The sequence below is a fragment of the Bradyrhizobium sp. McL0615 genome (genome assembly GCF_049993905.1).
GTDB lineage: Bacteria > Pseudomonadota > Alphaproteobacteria > Rhizobiales > Xanthobacteraceae > Bradyrhizobium.
Map to the genome: position 1 here is coordinate 8,697,008 of NZ_CP188254.1, position 13,535 is coordinate 8,710,542.

Below are 13,535 nucleotides of genomic sequence, written 5' to 3' on the forward strand. Positions count from 1 at the left end.
ATCAGCGCTGAGGCGTGTCCGGTTTGTCCGGCGAGGGCTGCGGACCGCTGCCCGGCTGGATTCCCGGCGACGGGACTTCCGGTGACGAGGCTTCAGGAGAAGCCGTTTTCGGCGAGGCCGCCTCGGGGACGATCGAAGCCACTTCGGGCCTGGCGGGCGTGACGGTGGGCTGTGCCGGTTTCGGCTCGGGGTGATCCTGCAACACGGATTCGGCGACAGTTGTTGCCGCCGGCACCGAGGGCGCAGCAGGCGCGGGCGGTGCTGCCGGCGCCGGTTCGGGCTCAGCCGCCGGTGCCTCGACTTTTGCAGCGGCCTTTGGTGGAGGCGCGGGCGTCGCTACCGCAACGGCACGGCGCCGCGTTCGCAGCGCTAGGCCGGAGATGAAATCCACCAGCGACAGCGCCGTCATCAGGAAATAGGTCGAAGTAGCGAATTTCGGCCACAGCACGAATTCGGCCGCCGCCGCGCCGAACACGATCAGCGACAGCAGGTGGTCCGTCAGATATTTCGCGCCGGGGCGCGCGCCCTTGATGACTTCGGCGAGCAGCAGCAGAATCGCGAGCGTCAGCAGCACGTCGCTCAGCGTCACCGTCCATTCCGCGCCCGACACCAACGTCAGCTTCACCAACGGTTCGGTGAACGACACGTCGGGCATCAGGAAGACGATGATGTTGTAGATCGCGAGCGGAATCAGAAGCAGCGGAAAACCGACCATGGGTATCGCGCCTTCCTAGGATAACCGGAATGTCCCCGGGCAAAGCATCGCTTCGCCCAATGGAACCGTTGGCCCACTCGTTGGCCAAATTCGGGCAGACGCCGCCAGGAGCGGCGCCTTATTCCCGAATCCGATCAGGATTCCTTCTTTTTCAGCACCTGCCGGCCCTTATACATGCCGGTCTTGAGGTCGAGGTGGTGCGGACGGCGCAGTTCGCCGGAATCCTTGTCCTCAGCATAGGTCGGCTTCTTCAGCGCGTCCGCCGAGCGGCGCATGCCACGCCGCGAGGGCGATGTTTTTCTTCTGGGAACGGCCATAACGGTCCTCTAGGGGTGTTGTCGGAGGCATTGTCCGAAACGGACGGCCCAGCGCTGCGCGCGCGGGCTGCGATGCCGATAAGGCCGCGCTTATAGAGGATGGGATGGCGTAAAGCTAGGCCAGCTTGCGGTAAAAGGGGCCGAAAATTGGCTCAAAAAGCACGATTTTCGCTCCAGCAGCGCTGTACTGCGCCCGCCCGCGCCATATAGGTCCCGGCCAGGCGGCGTACCCCGGGGCCGGGATTGCGGGCGCTGCGCCTGACAGGATTCGGCAGGATCGCCGCCAGCAAGGCGGCGTCGCGCGCGGAAAGCGTCGCCGCCGAACGGCCGAACGCATAGATCGACCCGGCCTCGGCTCCGAACTGCCCGGACGGACCGAACTCGGCGATGTTGAGATAGATTTCCAGGACCCGCTGCTTGGGCAGCACGAAATCGATCCACATCGCCAGCGGTAGTTCCAGGCCTTTGCGGATCACGCTGCGGCCGGGCCACAGGAACAGGTTTTTTGCCACCTGCTGGGTGATGGTCGAGCCGCCGCGGGCCGGCTCGCCATCCTCGGCGTCATCGATCGCGTCCTGCAACGCGCCCCAGTCGACCCCGCGATGGCTGCAGAATTTGGCGTCCTCCGAGCCCACCACCGAGCGCGGCAGATAAGGCGAAATCGCGTTGAAATCGATCCATTGCCGCGACACCGGCGCGCCCTTCAGCCAGCGCCAAGCCATCAGCGCTGACACCGGATGGCCGGTCCGGTAAATCGGCGTCACCAGATAGGGCAGCAACAGCACCGCAAGCAGGATCAGCACTAAATTTCGGAGAATGCGCAAATCGGATGCTTCCGGTTCGGCCCAAGCCGGCCCCCGGGGCGATCAATAGGCCCCACCCACGTGACATCTCCATGATATCTAGTGCGTTTTCCAGCGCTTTTGTGACCCCCGTCATGGAATTGACGAAGCCCTTGGCATCAACGATTGTCCGGCCAAATTGATCTGGAGCTATTCTTAATGACGACCGCCACTGCCGATTTTGCCAAGCGACTGGACCAGACCGCGGACGATACCGAAGCCCTGCTGGGGAAGCTGCTGTCCGATACGCTGCTGCCCGACGAGATCACCCGGCCGAAGCGGCTGATGGATGCGATGCGCTATTCCAGCCTCGGCGGCGGAAAGCGGCTGCGCCCTTTTCTGGTGGTCGAAAGTTCCGCCGTGTTCGGCGTTCCGCGCGAGGCCGCCCTTCTGGTTGGCGCGGCCCTGGAATGCATCCATTGCTATTCGCTGATCCATGACGACCTGCCGGCAATGGACAACAGCGACCTGCGCCGCGGCCGCCCCACGCTGCACAAGAAGACCGACGACGCCACCGCGATCCTCGCCGGCGACGGGCTGTTGACGCTGGCGTTCGACATCGTCACCCGCGACGAGATCCACAAGGACGCCACCGTGCGCCTGCTGCTGACCCGTGCGCTGGCGCGTGCCTCCGGCATCGGCGGCATGGTCGGCGGCCAGATCCTCGACCTCGCGGGCGAAGGCCGGTTCGGCGACCGCGAACCGGCCGACGTGGCGCAGCTGCAGCAGATGAAGACCGGCGCGCTGTTGCGCTATGGCTGCATCGCCGGCGCGATCCTCGGTCAGTCCACGCCAAAAGAATATCAGGCGCTCGACGATTACGGCCGCGCGCTCGGCGAGGCGTTCCAGATCGCCGACGACCTGCTCGACGTCGAGGGCGACGCCACGGCGCTCGGCAAACCGGCCGGCGCCGATGCGGCGCTCGGCAAGACCACCTTTGTTACCCAGCTCGGCATCGACGGCGCCAAGCAGCGCGTGCGCGATTTGCTGGCACGCGCCGATTCAGCCCTTGCGATCTTCGGGACAAAGGGCGACGTATTGCGGGCAGCCGCACGCTTCGTCGCGGAGCGCAAGAACTAGCAAACAAACGGCAAAGGCGGCGGATGAACAAGGAACTCGAAGACGACCTTGTTCGGTTCCGCAATCTGCCGATGCCGGTTCGCGTGGTCTACGGTAGACCGCGCACTTTCATCTCGCTCGCGGTCGGCGTCATCGCGTTCTTTCTGCTGCCCGGTACCCTGCGACTGCCGACACGGCTTGTCGTCGGCTGGGACGTGTTTACCGTACTGTATCTCGTGCTCGCCTACATCATGATGCTGCGTTGCGGCGTCGGCCATATCCGACGCAGCGCGGTGATGCAGGACGACGGGCGTTTCCTGCTGCTGCTGTTGACCGCGCTCGGCGCCTTCGCAAGCCTCGCCGCCATCGTGTTCGAACTCGGCGCCTCGAAGGGCAACCCGTCCGGGCTGATCCTGGCCATCGTGACCATCGTGCTGTCATGGGCGATCGTTCACACCGCCTTCTCGCTGCACTACGCGCACGAGTTCTATCGCAACAAAAAGCCCGGCGGCCTGCAGTTTCCGAGCGGGGACGCGCATGTCGAGGCGGACTATTGGGACTTCGTCTACTTCTCGTTCGTGATCGGCATGACCGCGCAGGTTTCCGACGTCGGCATCACCGACAGGATCATCCGCCGCACCGCGACCGTGCACGGCATCATCTCGTTCGTGTTCAACACCGCGCTGATCGCGTTGATGGTCAATATTGCGGGAAGCGCGATCTGATCACCTGACGTCCCGGCCTTGAATCGGGGGCAGGGAAAGCCCTGCAGCAGGGTCCTGGAATCAAAATATCGAAAACAACCCCATGCAAAGTAGGAATTTGCCCCGGCGGGCAGCGCTCAGACCGCCTGCGTCCCCGGGGAGCATCGCTACGGCCGGGCCTTGGGCCGGCAATCTATTCGCGTTGTAAGACTCTCGTGGATACGCGGTTCAAGTCCGCGGATGAAGTGTCTTGTTCGGACGCAGCCGCCTGGCTCCTCTGTCATTCCCCGCGAAGGCAGGGAATCCAGTACGCCGCGGCTTTTCCATTCTATCGCGGACGTCTCTGGAATACTGGGTCACCCGCCTGCGCGGGTGACGACCATTTCTTGTGGAGGGCTACGGGCACACGCCGGACATGATGGCGCCGTAGGAGTGGCAGCCCGTCGCGCGGTCCTGGCCGGTCAGCGGCCGGCCGTTGGCGCCAATCCCTGGCCCACCCGGCGCCTGAGAACCCGTGATGTAGACGCGCTTGGTTCCTTCCGGGGCGCGCCTTGCTTCGGGGTAGTAGCGCCGCGGTTCTTCGGGGGCGCGCCGTGATTCCGGCCGCTCGCGCGTTGCCACCGGCCTTTTGGCGCGACGCTTCTCGCATTCATTGTCGTCGTTGAGGACCGAGCCTTCGGCACAGACGATCTTGCTGCAGCGGTCGCCATCAGCCTGGAAGCCGTGTTCGCAGACCAGCGGGCACACCCGCGACGACTTCAGCTTGATCGTATCGAGCGTATCGACGCTGGCGACCTTGGTGTCGAGCCTGGTTCCGGCATAGCGGTTGAACTGCGTCAGCGACCGCTGCGAGGAATTGTTCCAGTTGCCATCGGCGTTGCCGGTCAGGCAGCCGACGCGGCGCAGTTCGGACTGTACCGATTTTGTGACATCAGCCTGCGGCGGCCCCGCGGCGAGGGAAGCAACGTTCACGGCCTTTTCAGCGGGTGCCGGAGCGGACGCCTTGTCGGCGCCGGCGCTTTCGGTGGCGGCGCGCTTCTGTTCGGCCGCGGCCGCCTGGTCCTGCGCCACCTGCTTGGCCTTTTCAGCCGCGACGCGCGCCTGCTCGGCGGCCCTGGCTTCAGCTTCGGCCTTTGCCTGCTGCGACTTCTGGGCGCCCTCGGCGGCAAGCCGTGCCCGCTCCTGTTCGGCCAGCCGCGCCTTCTCGGTCGCAACAACGCGCGTTTCTTCGGCGGCGATCTTGTCGAGCTGAAGCTTGGCAAGGCTGGCGTAGAAGCCATCGGGATATTGCGCGAGGAAGGCGTTGAGTGCGCTCTTGTTGCCGATCTGCAGCGCCAGTTCGTAATCGCGGCGGGCTTCGGCCTGCGGGCTCGGGGCTGGAGCCGCGGGCGCTGCTGCGGGCGCCGCGCGGGCCGGCACCAGCGGCACGTCTTCTCCGCCGAGCGAACCATACACAAAGGGTTCCTGCTTGTTGCCGGTGGTCTTGAGCACCTCGTCGCGGACGAAGCCGAACGCGCGGCGCACGTCGAGCCCTGGCTTCGTCAAATGGTGCGACAGCGCCGCCGTGAACGGACTGTTCTGGCCGTCGCCGTCGGCCGCGGTGGAGCCGGCCTTGGCCGAATAGGCGATCAGGACGTTCGGGCTGGTCGGCTCGACCTTGGCCAAGCCCTGCCCGATCGCGCGCGAAGCGACCGTGCGCTTCATGCTCCGGGAAAACGGATTGTCGCGGCAGGCATCGAGAATCACCAGCCTGAGCCTCTTGGCCGGCTCGATCGCGATCAGGATACGGTCGAGCGAGAGGCCCTCGTCATAGATATCGGTGTCGCGTTCCAGCCGCGCATCGACCGGGATCAGGTAGTTCGCGCCGTCCACCTCGATGCCGTGGCCGGCGTAGTAGACCACGGCGATATCGGCATCGCGCGCGCGATCGGCGAAGTCGCGCAACGCGCGACGGGTCTCGGCCGCCGGCAGGTCGCGGCGGGAATCGACGACATCGAAACCTGCGTCTTTCAGCGTCGATGCAATCTTGGCACTATCGTTAACGGGATTGGCCAGCGGTGCGACATTCTTGTAGGCGGAATTGCCCAGTACCAGCGCCACGCGCTTTTCGGCAAAGGCCGGCTCGCTCACCAAAAGGAATGCGGCGGCTGCAAGTGCCCATCGGCACAATTTTAGCGATCCTGACATCATCGTGACTCCTCCGGAGCCTTATACTTTTTACCACACCGGCCTGCCTACCAGAAGCCGCAGCCCGGCTTTGTGAGTTAAGTCACGATCCACACTGATGTGAATTGTGCCCTTGCTATATCCTTAGTCAGGCGAGCAGGCCGGGAGGTTCGGTCGCTGCTGATGCCATTTTCCGCCGGGTTCACGGGGAAAGGCAGCGCCTTATGGCAACCCCGCGGGACACGCATTCTTCCGCAGCGATGCGAGCGTTCGCCGTTTCTCAATGGCGCAACCGGCCGGTTCATGGCTTAATTCACCTCGAACCATTTTTCGTTTGCCGGGAGAAGAGCCGTGAGTGCTGACCGATCGACCGTCGAAGCCGTGGTGAAGAACTATTTCGATGGTCTTTATGAGGGCGATGCCGACAAGCTCGGCGCGATCTTCGACACCAGCGCCGATTTGCGCTGGCTGGAGAAGGGCGAGTTGCAGGTGCTGACCGTGCCGGATTGGCTCGATCGCGTGCGCAAGCGCCCCTCGGCCAAGGCCGAAGGCAAGCCGCGCGAGGATTTCATCGTCACGATCGATCGCTCCGACGATCAGACCGCCTTCATCAAGGTGCGCTGCCAACTGCCGCCGCGCTATTTCACCGATTATCTCGTGGCGATGAAACTGAACGACGGCTGGAAGATCGTCTCGAAATCCTATCGCTACGATTTGCGCGAATAACAGCCACGCGGGGCCTGCGGCGTCCGCCGGCGTGGCCTCCGTGCCGCCGCACCTCGAGGCAACGGCAGGCATTTTACTTATTTCCTATGAATTTCGAACAATCGGGGGACGTGAGCCGCTGCTGCTACGACCAATGCTATATGGCCCATGCACTGCTGCGGTTTGAGGTCCACTTTGCACCAGTCTACGGACATGCCCAGCTTGGCGCGGCACTTCTGTTAAGTGCCGATATTGTTGCAAAAGTCTGCCAGGAGCGGACATTGGTCGCTGTCAATTCACCGGCTGCGGCTCCGGGAGTTTGCTCCGAGAGCGATCTTCCTTATGGGGAGGCTTCTAATTCACCTTCGTCACGGGTGCGGGCGTCCACCCACCGCCCTTGACCACGTCTTTCGGCACGTAAGTGCGGAACGTCAGCGAGAACGGTTTCCCCTCCGGCGACGGCAACCAGTTCGTTTCCGCCACGTTCGCGACCGGTTTTGGAGCGATCGCGATCTTCAGCGAGCCGTCGGTTTCCTTCTTGAGTGGCGAGAAGTTGTTGAGGTTGAACCTGTTTAAGGGATTAGGAACGACGCGGTAATCCGGCACGCCGACCAGAATGACGGACCAGAAGGCATCGATGACAGCCTCCGGCAGCCTGTCGGCCGGGAAGTGGATGACATAGCTGTTTGAGCCGTCCAGCGTCTGCTCGTTGGAATCGCGCGTCGCGACGAAATAGATCACTTCGTCGGGCGTGTTGGCCCAGATGCCCGCATAGTTGGCGACCGTGCGAAGCCGATAGTCCGCACCGTAGTTACCGAAGATCGGGTTGCCGCCGACCCAATGATTGCGATAGGGCGCACTCTTGGTGAACGTGAACTCGATGAACTCAGGAACGACCTTGCGGATTTGCGCATCCACCACGGCCCGCGCCTGCTGGCTTGATGCAACGTAGGCGGCGACCGCGCGCACCTTCTGCTGCATCGCGGCAGCATTCGGTGCCACATCAAGCGCGCTTGCAAGCACGGCATCGACATTGTCGAAAATCTCGACACCCATCAGGTCCTTGTTGTCGAACATCGGTATGACAGGCGGCGCTTTGACCTTCGGCGTGCCGAGCGCCGTCGCCTTGAACGCTTGCTGGAGCTTCACGGCCGCGTCCTTGTCGCCCTTGATCTCGACGCGCCCCAGCAGCTTGGCCTTGCTTGAATGCAGTTCGATGCGCGCAACGTCCGCAGGAATTTTGGCGCTGGAGTTTGGATACACGAGCGCGAATTTGCCGAACGGCTTCGATGGGAATATCCGCTCGTTGATATTGGCGATCACCTCGCCCCATTCGTCGAGAATCTGCGCGGTATAGTAGCGGCCCTTAATTTCCGGCACTTCGAATATGACCGGCGTGTCGGGGTCTACCGCAAACCACGCTTCGAGATAGGCGGTGTCAAGGTTCGGGTTGACCCAGTCCGCCGAGCCGATGGGGTTATATTTGATCGTGTTATAGGCAAAGCCCGGCGCGTCGGCATCCATATTCTCCTGACGGATCACGAGCGCGCGGCCGAGCTGGTAGATGTAGGCGTCAGCGATGTCCTGGTCGGATACGCGCGGAGCTTGCGTTTGCGCGAGCGCCGATGTGGCACCGCAGATAAGACCCAAGGCTGCCGAGATGATGCTTTTCATGACACCGCTCCCTTTAGCTGGACATGGAAGGCTATGCCCGTTAGGCGGCAAGTCAATGTCCGCTTTGGGTCCGGTCCAGGCCGTTCTTAGCTATTTCACATGCCTCGGCCCGCGCGGCGTCGCCGGCTTTTCCGGTGCGGCCGGCGCAAAGGTCAGCGTGACCATCGCGGTCTGGCTCGTCGGGCGATTCTCGGTGGCCACGTCCCAATAGCCGCGGATGTTCAGATAGCCCGTGTAGCCTTCCCACGCCGGGAAGAAGATCCCGATCTGCGGGCCGATGCCGACGGAGTGGCCCTTGAAATCGCCAAGCTTCGCGCCAGCGCCGCTGTCGCCGGTGACCTGCTGATAGACGTAGCCGGCCAGGCCGACATGCACGCTCTTGCTGACGAATTGCGAGACCGCCCAGTCGAAATGGAAATCGACGCCGTTGCGATACTGCAGCGCTTCGTTCATGCCGCTGTAGCTGAAGCCGGCGACCGCGGACAATTCGTGCCCGGTCTGCGGATTGAGATAAGTGTAGCCGAAGCCGCTGTCCACGCCGGTGTAGCCGATGCTCAGGTTCGCCAGCCGCGTGGGATCGTAGGTGCCGCTCGGGATGTTGCCGAGCACGTACCACATATAATTGTTGACGCCCTGATTCCATTTCAGGGTGCCAAGGTAGTACACGTCGCCAAACGTGGTCCTCTCGTCGTTGACGGCGCCCGAAATCTGGTTGCCGCGCGGACCAGTGAGGGTGGCGTTGATGCCAACCCCGACATTGCCGGGCACGCCGAGCACACCGACCGTCAACTGGCCGCCCAATACCGGCGTGGCAAAAGTGTACGCGGGCAGGAAGCCCACGGCATCGGCGCGCGCATGCAGGCCGGCGACGATGGACGAGTTGAGCTGCAGATCCTTGCTGCCACCGGCGTTGGCTCCGACGTGAAGATAGATGCTGGTGAGACTCCAGCCGGGTTGTCCGGGCACTGCGGAGAGGCTGCCCATGCCTCCCGGCAACCAGAAGCCTACGCCGCCTGAATCAGCGCGGGCCGCTACCGGCGTCAGCGCGATCGCAACCAACGCAATGCAGCCCGCAGCGTGTCGCAGCCGTGAGGGCCAGCGAAGCATCTCAGTTCCCCAATGCCGTCGCTTGATCAACCCAGTCTATGCCCGGCCGTTGGCTTGTTTTGTGGTTAGCTCGCATCACGGCGAAAGTTTTTGCGGCAGTGGCCTAAATGTCACGCAACCGACCGCGCAGCGGTAGTCAACGGAACGCTGCGCGAAGCGGAACATTCGTGGCGCGGCTGCCTTCCCGCGATCAAAGCTAAGGACATTCCCTGCGTTCCGCATTAAGGCGTGACATCAAGAACATGGCGGCTTGTGATAAAACTGACTTCGAAAAGCGTGCTGGTAGGTCTGCTACGGGTCAATCGCGTCGGTTTGGCTCTCCGTCGATGACTTCCGGTTTTCCTCCGAAAGCGGACACCGTCACGGACGGTCGGCATTTCTCAAAAGTGCCGATATTGTTGCAAAAGTCGAAAATCGAACAACCTTAAAAATCTCGCGAAAGTCGATCTTTGGACTTCTCTGCTGCCGCGTCGCTTTTCAACGCCATCACGGAGGTCCGTGATCGATTTTGGATGAAGCGATATGGTCCCTCGCGTCGCCGCGCGCTAGACGCATCAGCGGCTCTAAGAATTGTCGACCGCCACCCCGAAAAGACTTTTGCAACAATATCTGCCAGGAGCGGACATCAGGAGAGATCGCCTTTAGCGCGTAAGTCCAGAAGTCCCGAATGTGGCCCGTTGGCCGACTTCGGAGCCTTTATCCATTTGGCGATCTCGCTCAGCGCAGTTGGATGCGTGTACGGCAAAGAGTGAAGGAGAAAGCTCTCATTCTCGCCGCCGCTCTGGAGCTGAACAATCTTGTAAGTACCAGGAGGGGAAGGCTCGCAGGAGACAATGACGGTGGCTGCGCAAATGCCGAGTTCCGGAACGCTGGTCATCGCAAGAATCGCAGTACAAAGAACGAGTATAAAAAAACTTGCTCCCAGAAGAGCCACTACAGGGATAGAGACCTTGAAAAACCAAACGACGGGGCCCGTCACCAGAAGTGCAGGGAAGGCGATCAAGACAGCAATAGCCAAAGCCCAGGCATAGAGATGATCAGCAGCGTAGAGGTAGGCAACACTCACGGTCGACCAAGTGGGGATCGACGCCAAGGACGGGGACCAGCCGTCAATCCTCACAAGCGGAGACTGGTCGATGTAGCTCGCGAAAATGGCTGCGGCAATGAGCAGTAGGTGTCCGAGAAGAAGCCAGTATACTAGAACGAGAACGAGAGGCCGTAAAAGGAACGCTACGATCCGATCGAAGAGCCTATCGAATAAGGGGCCCAAGTAGCCATCCAACGGACCACGCCGGCCCCAAAGAAACGTCAAAAACAGTTCCAGTGCGTGAAACAAGCCAATGAGGGCGGTCGCTTCATCGCTAGGGGCTCGAACGATGAGCAACCGCTCTGGATGGACGTCAGGCAATGCGAGCGTCTTCAGAAACCAATCTGTCAATTGAGCTACACCAAAGCCAACCAAAGCCAGGATGACCAGGAAGATTAGATGCGCGATAGTGTCGAATAATGAGATCGCGACATAGACGGACCAAGTCCGATGCTCATTATAATACGTGTACAGCGGAATTCTCATCAGCTCGAAAAGGATGATCAATAGCCCATACGAGCCGGCGAAAGCAGCGAAATAACCGAGCAGGCTTAGGTCGCGGCGGCGACCAAGCAAATAGGGAGTGGCAAGCGTTACGACGCCTTCGATCCGTTCAGCCAGGAGCTTGTCGCGCAAAGCGTAGAGCACAACGGGCCCGCCGTGGCTGTGAGCCACAACATAGTGGCGTCCGGGGTTCCGCGCCGTCACGTCCAGCAGGAAGTCTCGGAACTTCTGTCCACCCCAATGACGAGCGAGGTGACTCGGCCAGCCCGACCAACGAAAATCATCGTGGAAGTGAAGGTTCTCCCCAAATTCCTCGAAGAGCTTCTTACGAAGAAGCGAGCCTTCTTGCGTCCAGGGCGCACCAGGGGCAAATGTGCCATGAACAAAAGTAAAATGGAGTTCTTTCTCAGCCGAAGCGCCGTGAAAACTTGAGTCGGTAGCTGTCTCGGTCACGACACACACTCGCAATTCGAGCCTACAGAAATCAGCTTCAGCTAGGTTAAACTAGAACGCTTCGTGGAACGAGAGCCAATGCGGCTGGACTAGATCAAAAGGCAGGCCTCTCCAAACGCAGCCTTCTTCCAATCAGGTCAAGTTTGTAGCCCCAGCGGTCTTGAGCGCTGCAAGCGCGGCCGAAACGCGAAATCCGCTTTGGGTCAAACCAAGACCTCGAGGCGCCCAGGCGCAACGTCCCCTTTTGCCCGGTGGTCTCAACCGGTCGCCGCAACACTTTATCTTAGAGGGAAAAGATGGAGTGTGGGATGGAACGGAGATTTCATAGAGGTTTTACTGCGGCGGAGAAGACGGAATTATGGGATCGCTGGAAGCGTGGGGAGTCGCTGAAGGCGATTGGACGAGCTTTTGGTAAGCAGTCATCGTCGATCTATTTTCTGGTGGCTCCGCATGGTGGGATTCGTCCTGCGGAGCGGCGTCGCTCCAGGTTGGCGTTGACGCTTGCGGAACGCGAGGTGATTTCCAGAGGTGTTACGGCACATCGATCGGCCCGGTCGATCGCCAAACTGCTTGGCCGCTCACCCTCGACGGTGAGCCGGGAAATGGGTCGCAATGGCGGCTATGATCGCTACCGAGCGACACTTGCGGACGAGAATGCCTGGGCGCGATCCCGTCGTCCAAAATGTTGTAAGTTAGCGACCAATCCGCGGCTTCGGCGGGCGGTGGCAGGCAAGCTCAGATTGGATTGGTCACCCGAGCAGATAGCCGGTTGGCTGAAGAGAACGCATCCTGAAGACGAGTGTAATCAGGTGTCACACGAGACCATCTATCGCAGCTTGTTTGTCCAAGCACGCGGCGTGCTCAAGAAAGAGCTGCTTAGCCATCTTCGATCGAAGCGCTCGATGCGTCGCTCCAGGCCGGTTGACCCAAATGGGGATAGACGGGGGCACATCAAGGATATCGTCTCAATCAGCCAGCGACCGGCGGCGGTTGAAGATCGGGCGGTGCCTGGCCATTGGGAAGGCGATCTGTTGTCCGGACCGAACAACAGCTACATCGCGACCCTGGTCGAGCGTCATACGCGTTACGTGATGTTGGCCAAGGTGGCAGGCAAGGACACCCAGACGGTCGTATCCGCGCTCATCAAGCAGGCGAAGAAGCTACCAAAGGAGCTGTATAAGTCCCTGACCTGGGATCGGGGCAAGGAACTTACGGATCATCGTCGCTTTACGTTGGCGACCAACATCGACGTCTATTTTTGCGATCCGCAAAGCCCGTGGCAGCGCGGGTCGAACGAGAATACCAATGGCCTGCTGAGACAGTACTTCCCGAAGGGCACCGACTTGTCGGTGCATTCGCAAGCCTATCTGAACAAAGTGGCTCGTCAGCTAAACGAACGACCACGTGAGACCTTGCAATTTGAAACACCAGCGGAGAGATTTAACGCCTGTGTTGCGTCGACCGGTTGAGCCGGCACCCCATCAGCGGACATCATCAGCTTGGCGCGGCACTCAGATACGTTCCTGAACATCGGATATCGGGAAGGTACCGTTGATCGAGTATTCGCTGATCCGCTGCTGTGGCCTGATCCCCACACCGTGAATGAAATCGAGCTCGATTGTTAGCTTCCGAACAGACGGGTCAATTCCATTTCACTTTGATCGGCTGCCAGTCCGACGTTCTGATTCGGTTGGGAGCTGATGAATGGATCGTTCTGTTATTGCGGATATTCCGCGCGACAAGTATGTCGAACGGTGTAAGCAACGCGCATTCGATTATCTTGACCGAGGTGACCTCAAAAATGCGGTCTCCTCGTTCGTCAATAGTATGGATGCCCGTCCCGATTGCGAGTTGCCGCACCACTTGGCAGCGCTCGGTGTCGTGCTGTGGATGGGCAAGGATGTACAAGGCTGGAAGGCGTTGATCGAAGAGTTTAAGTGATGATTGGCCCCCAAGGGCAATTCGGCCCCGCGCCAGCAGGCCATTCGCATAGCGGCCCTGCGGCACGCCATTGCGCGGAATATCCGACTGCGGAAACGCGTCGCGCTCCAGCACGGTGACAACGGCGTAAAAATCCGACAGCGCGCGAGCGGCCAGGAGACCGCCCATGCTGGCGCCGATCACAATGGCATGCTGACCAATATGTTTCATTGAAATGCTCCCGCCTCTTCGCCTGCCAACGCAGGGTCTTCGCTGGTACGG

General features: G+C 61.0%; 12 protein-coding genes. 4 read left to right on the forward strand and 8 right to left on the reverse strand.

Annotated elements, in window-relative coordinates; all coding sequences use genetic code 11:
- Position 1: 1 nt before the first annotated feature.
- The 3 genes from ACPPVP_RS41915 to mtgA form a co-directional block, all read right to left on the reverse strand.
- Positions 2 to 715: a hypothetical protein gene (locus tag ACPPVP_RS41915; RefSeq protein ID WP_426529821.1), complete on the reverse strand. Its 714-nt coding sequence runs from the start codon at positions 713 to 715 to the stop codon at positions 2 to 4.
- 134 nt (positions 716 to 849) lie between these two features.
- Complete coding sequence (rpmF, locus tag ACPPVP_RS41920) at positions 850 to 1,032, reverse strand: 50S ribosomal protein L32 (RefSeq protein WP_028347701.1); 183 nt, start codon at positions 1,030 to 1,032, stop codon at positions 850 to 852.
- A gap of 152 nt (positions 1,033 to 1,184) precedes the next feature.
- A complete protein-coding gene (gene mtgA / locus ACPPVP_RS41925) occupies positions 1,185 to 1,856 on the reverse strand; it encodes a monofunctional biosynthetic peptidoglycan transglycosylase (RefSeq protein WP_426529823.1) in 672 nt (223 codons plus the stop codon).
- 177 nt (positions 1,857 to 2,033) lie between these two features.
- On the opposite strand from mtgA, the gene ACPPVP_RS41930 reads away from it, so the two are divergent.
- Together ACPPVP_RS41930 and ACPPVP_RS41935 are read left to right on the forward strand one after the other, a co-directional pair.
- A complete protein-coding gene (locus tag ACPPVP_RS41930) occupies positions 2,034 to 2,954 on the forward strand; it encodes a polyprenyl synthetase family protein (RefSeq protein ID WP_426529824.1) in 921 nt (306 codons plus the stop codon).
- Between the two features lie 23 nt (positions 2,955 to 2,977).
- A complete protein-coding gene (locus ACPPVP_RS41935) occupies positions 2,978 to 3,658 on the forward strand; it encodes a DUF1345 domain-containing protein (RefSeq protein WP_426529825.1) in 681 nt (226 codons plus the stop codon).
- Between the two features lie 375 nt (positions 3,659 to 4,033).
- Here ACPPVP_RS41935 and ACPPVP_RS41940 read toward each other — a convergent pair whose 3' ends face one another.
- Positions 4,034 to 5,824: a caspase family protein gene (locus ACPPVP_RS41940; protein WP_426529827.1), complete on the reverse strand. Its 1,791-nt coding sequence runs from the start codon at positions 5,822 to 5,824 to the stop codon at positions 4,034 to 4,036.
- A gap of 330 nt (positions 5,825 to 6,154) precedes the next feature.
- Between ACPPVP_RS41940 and ACPPVP_RS41945 the strand changes: the two genes are divergently transcribed.
- Positions 6,155 to 6,529, forward strand: coding sequence for a nuclear transport factor 2 family protein (locus tag ACPPVP_RS41945; RefSeq protein WP_426529829.1), 375 nt, complete (start codon positions 6,155 to 6,157; stop codon positions 6,527 to 6,529).
- A gap of 333 nt (positions 6,530 to 6,862) precedes the next feature.
- Here the strand turns inward: ACPPVP_RS41945 and ACPPVP_RS41950 are convergent, their stop codons facing one another.
- The 3 genes from ACPPVP_RS41950 to ACPPVP_RS41960 all read right to left on the reverse strand — a co-directional run bounded on the left by ACPPVP_RS41950 (position 6,863) and on the right by ACPPVP_RS41960 (position 11,333).
- Positions 6,863 to 8,182 carry a DUF1214 domain-containing protein gene (locus ACPPVP_RS41950; RefSeq protein WP_426529831.1) on the reverse strand — a complete coding sequence of 440 codons (1,320 nt, stop codon included), beginning with the start codon at positions 8,180 to 8,182 and terminating at the stop codon, positions 6,863 to 6,865.
- 90 nt (positions 8,183 to 8,272) lie between these two features.
- Positions 8,273 to 9,289 carry a SphA family protein gene (locus ACPPVP_RS41955; RefSeq protein WP_426529838.1) on the reverse strand — a complete coding sequence of 339 codons (1,017 nt, stop codon included), beginning with the start codon at positions 9,287 to 9,289 and terminating at the stop codon, positions 8,273 to 8,275.
- Between the two features lie 625 nt (positions 9,290 to 9,914).
- The gene (locus ACPPVP_RS41960) at positions 9,915 to 11,333 is read right to left on the reverse strand and encodes an esterase/lipase family protein (protein ID WP_426529853.1); all 1,419 of its coding nucleotides are present in this window, start codon (positions 11,331 to 11,333) and stop codon (positions 9,915 to 9,917) included.
- 308 nt (positions 11,334 to 11,641) lie between these two features.
- Here ACPPVP_RS41960 and ACPPVP_RS41965 point away from each other — a divergent pair, with 308 nt between their 5' ends.
- Positions 11,642 to 12,802 carry an IS30 family transposase gene (locus ACPPVP_RS41965; RefSeq protein ID WP_426526839.1) on the forward strand — a complete coding sequence of 387 codons (1,161 nt, stop codon included), beginning with the start codon at positions 11,642 to 11,644 and terminating at the stop codon, positions 12,800 to 12,802.
- 172 nt (positions 12,803 to 12,974) lie between these two features.
- Here the strand turns inward: ACPPVP_RS41965 and ACPPVP_RS41970 are convergent, their stop codons facing one another.
- Complete coding sequence (locus ACPPVP_RS41970) at positions 12,975 to 13,484, reverse strand: hypothetical protein (protein ID WP_426529855.1); 510 nt, start codon at positions 13,482 to 13,484, stop codon at positions 12,975 to 12,977.
- Positions 13,485 to 13,535 lie beyond the last annotated feature (51 nt).

Coding starts and splice junctions, on each gene's coding strand:
- ACPPVP_RS41915 (WP_426529821.1), bottom strand. CDS start 715: ATGGTCGGTTTTCCGCTGCTTCTGATTCCGCTCGCGATCTACAACATC.
- rpmF (WP_028347701.1), bottom strand. CDS start 1,032: ATGGCCGTTCCCAGAAGAAAAACATCGCCCTCGCGGCGTGGCATGCGC.
- ACPPVP_RS41930 (WP_426529824.1), top strand. CDS start 2,034: ATGACGACCGCCACTGCCGATTTTGCCAAGCGACTGGACCAGACCGCG.
- ACPPVP_RS41935 (WP_426529825.1), top strand. CDS start 2,978: ATGAACAAGGAACTCGAAGACGACCTTGTTCGGTTCCGCAATCTGCCG.
- ACPPVP_RS41940 (WP_426529827.1), bottom strand. CDS start 5,824: ATGTCAGGATCGCTAAAATTGTGCCGATGGGCACTTGCAGCCGCCGCA.
- ACPPVP_RS41950 (WP_426529831.1), bottom strand. CDS start 8,182: ATGAAAAGCATCATCTCGGCAGCCTTGGGTCTTATCTGCGGTGCCACA.
- ACPPVP_RS41955 (WP_426529838.1), bottom strand. CDS start 9,289: ATGCTTCGCTGGCCCTCACGGCTGCGACACGCTGCGGGCTGCATTGCG.
- ACPPVP_RS41965 (WP_426526839.1), top strand. CDS start 11,642: ATGGAACGGAGATTTCATAGAGGTTTTACTGCGGCGGAGAAGACGGAA.
- ACPPVP_RS41970 (WP_426529855.1), bottom strand. CDS start 13,484: ATGAAACATATTGGTCAGCATGCCATTGTGATCGGCGCCAGCATGGGC.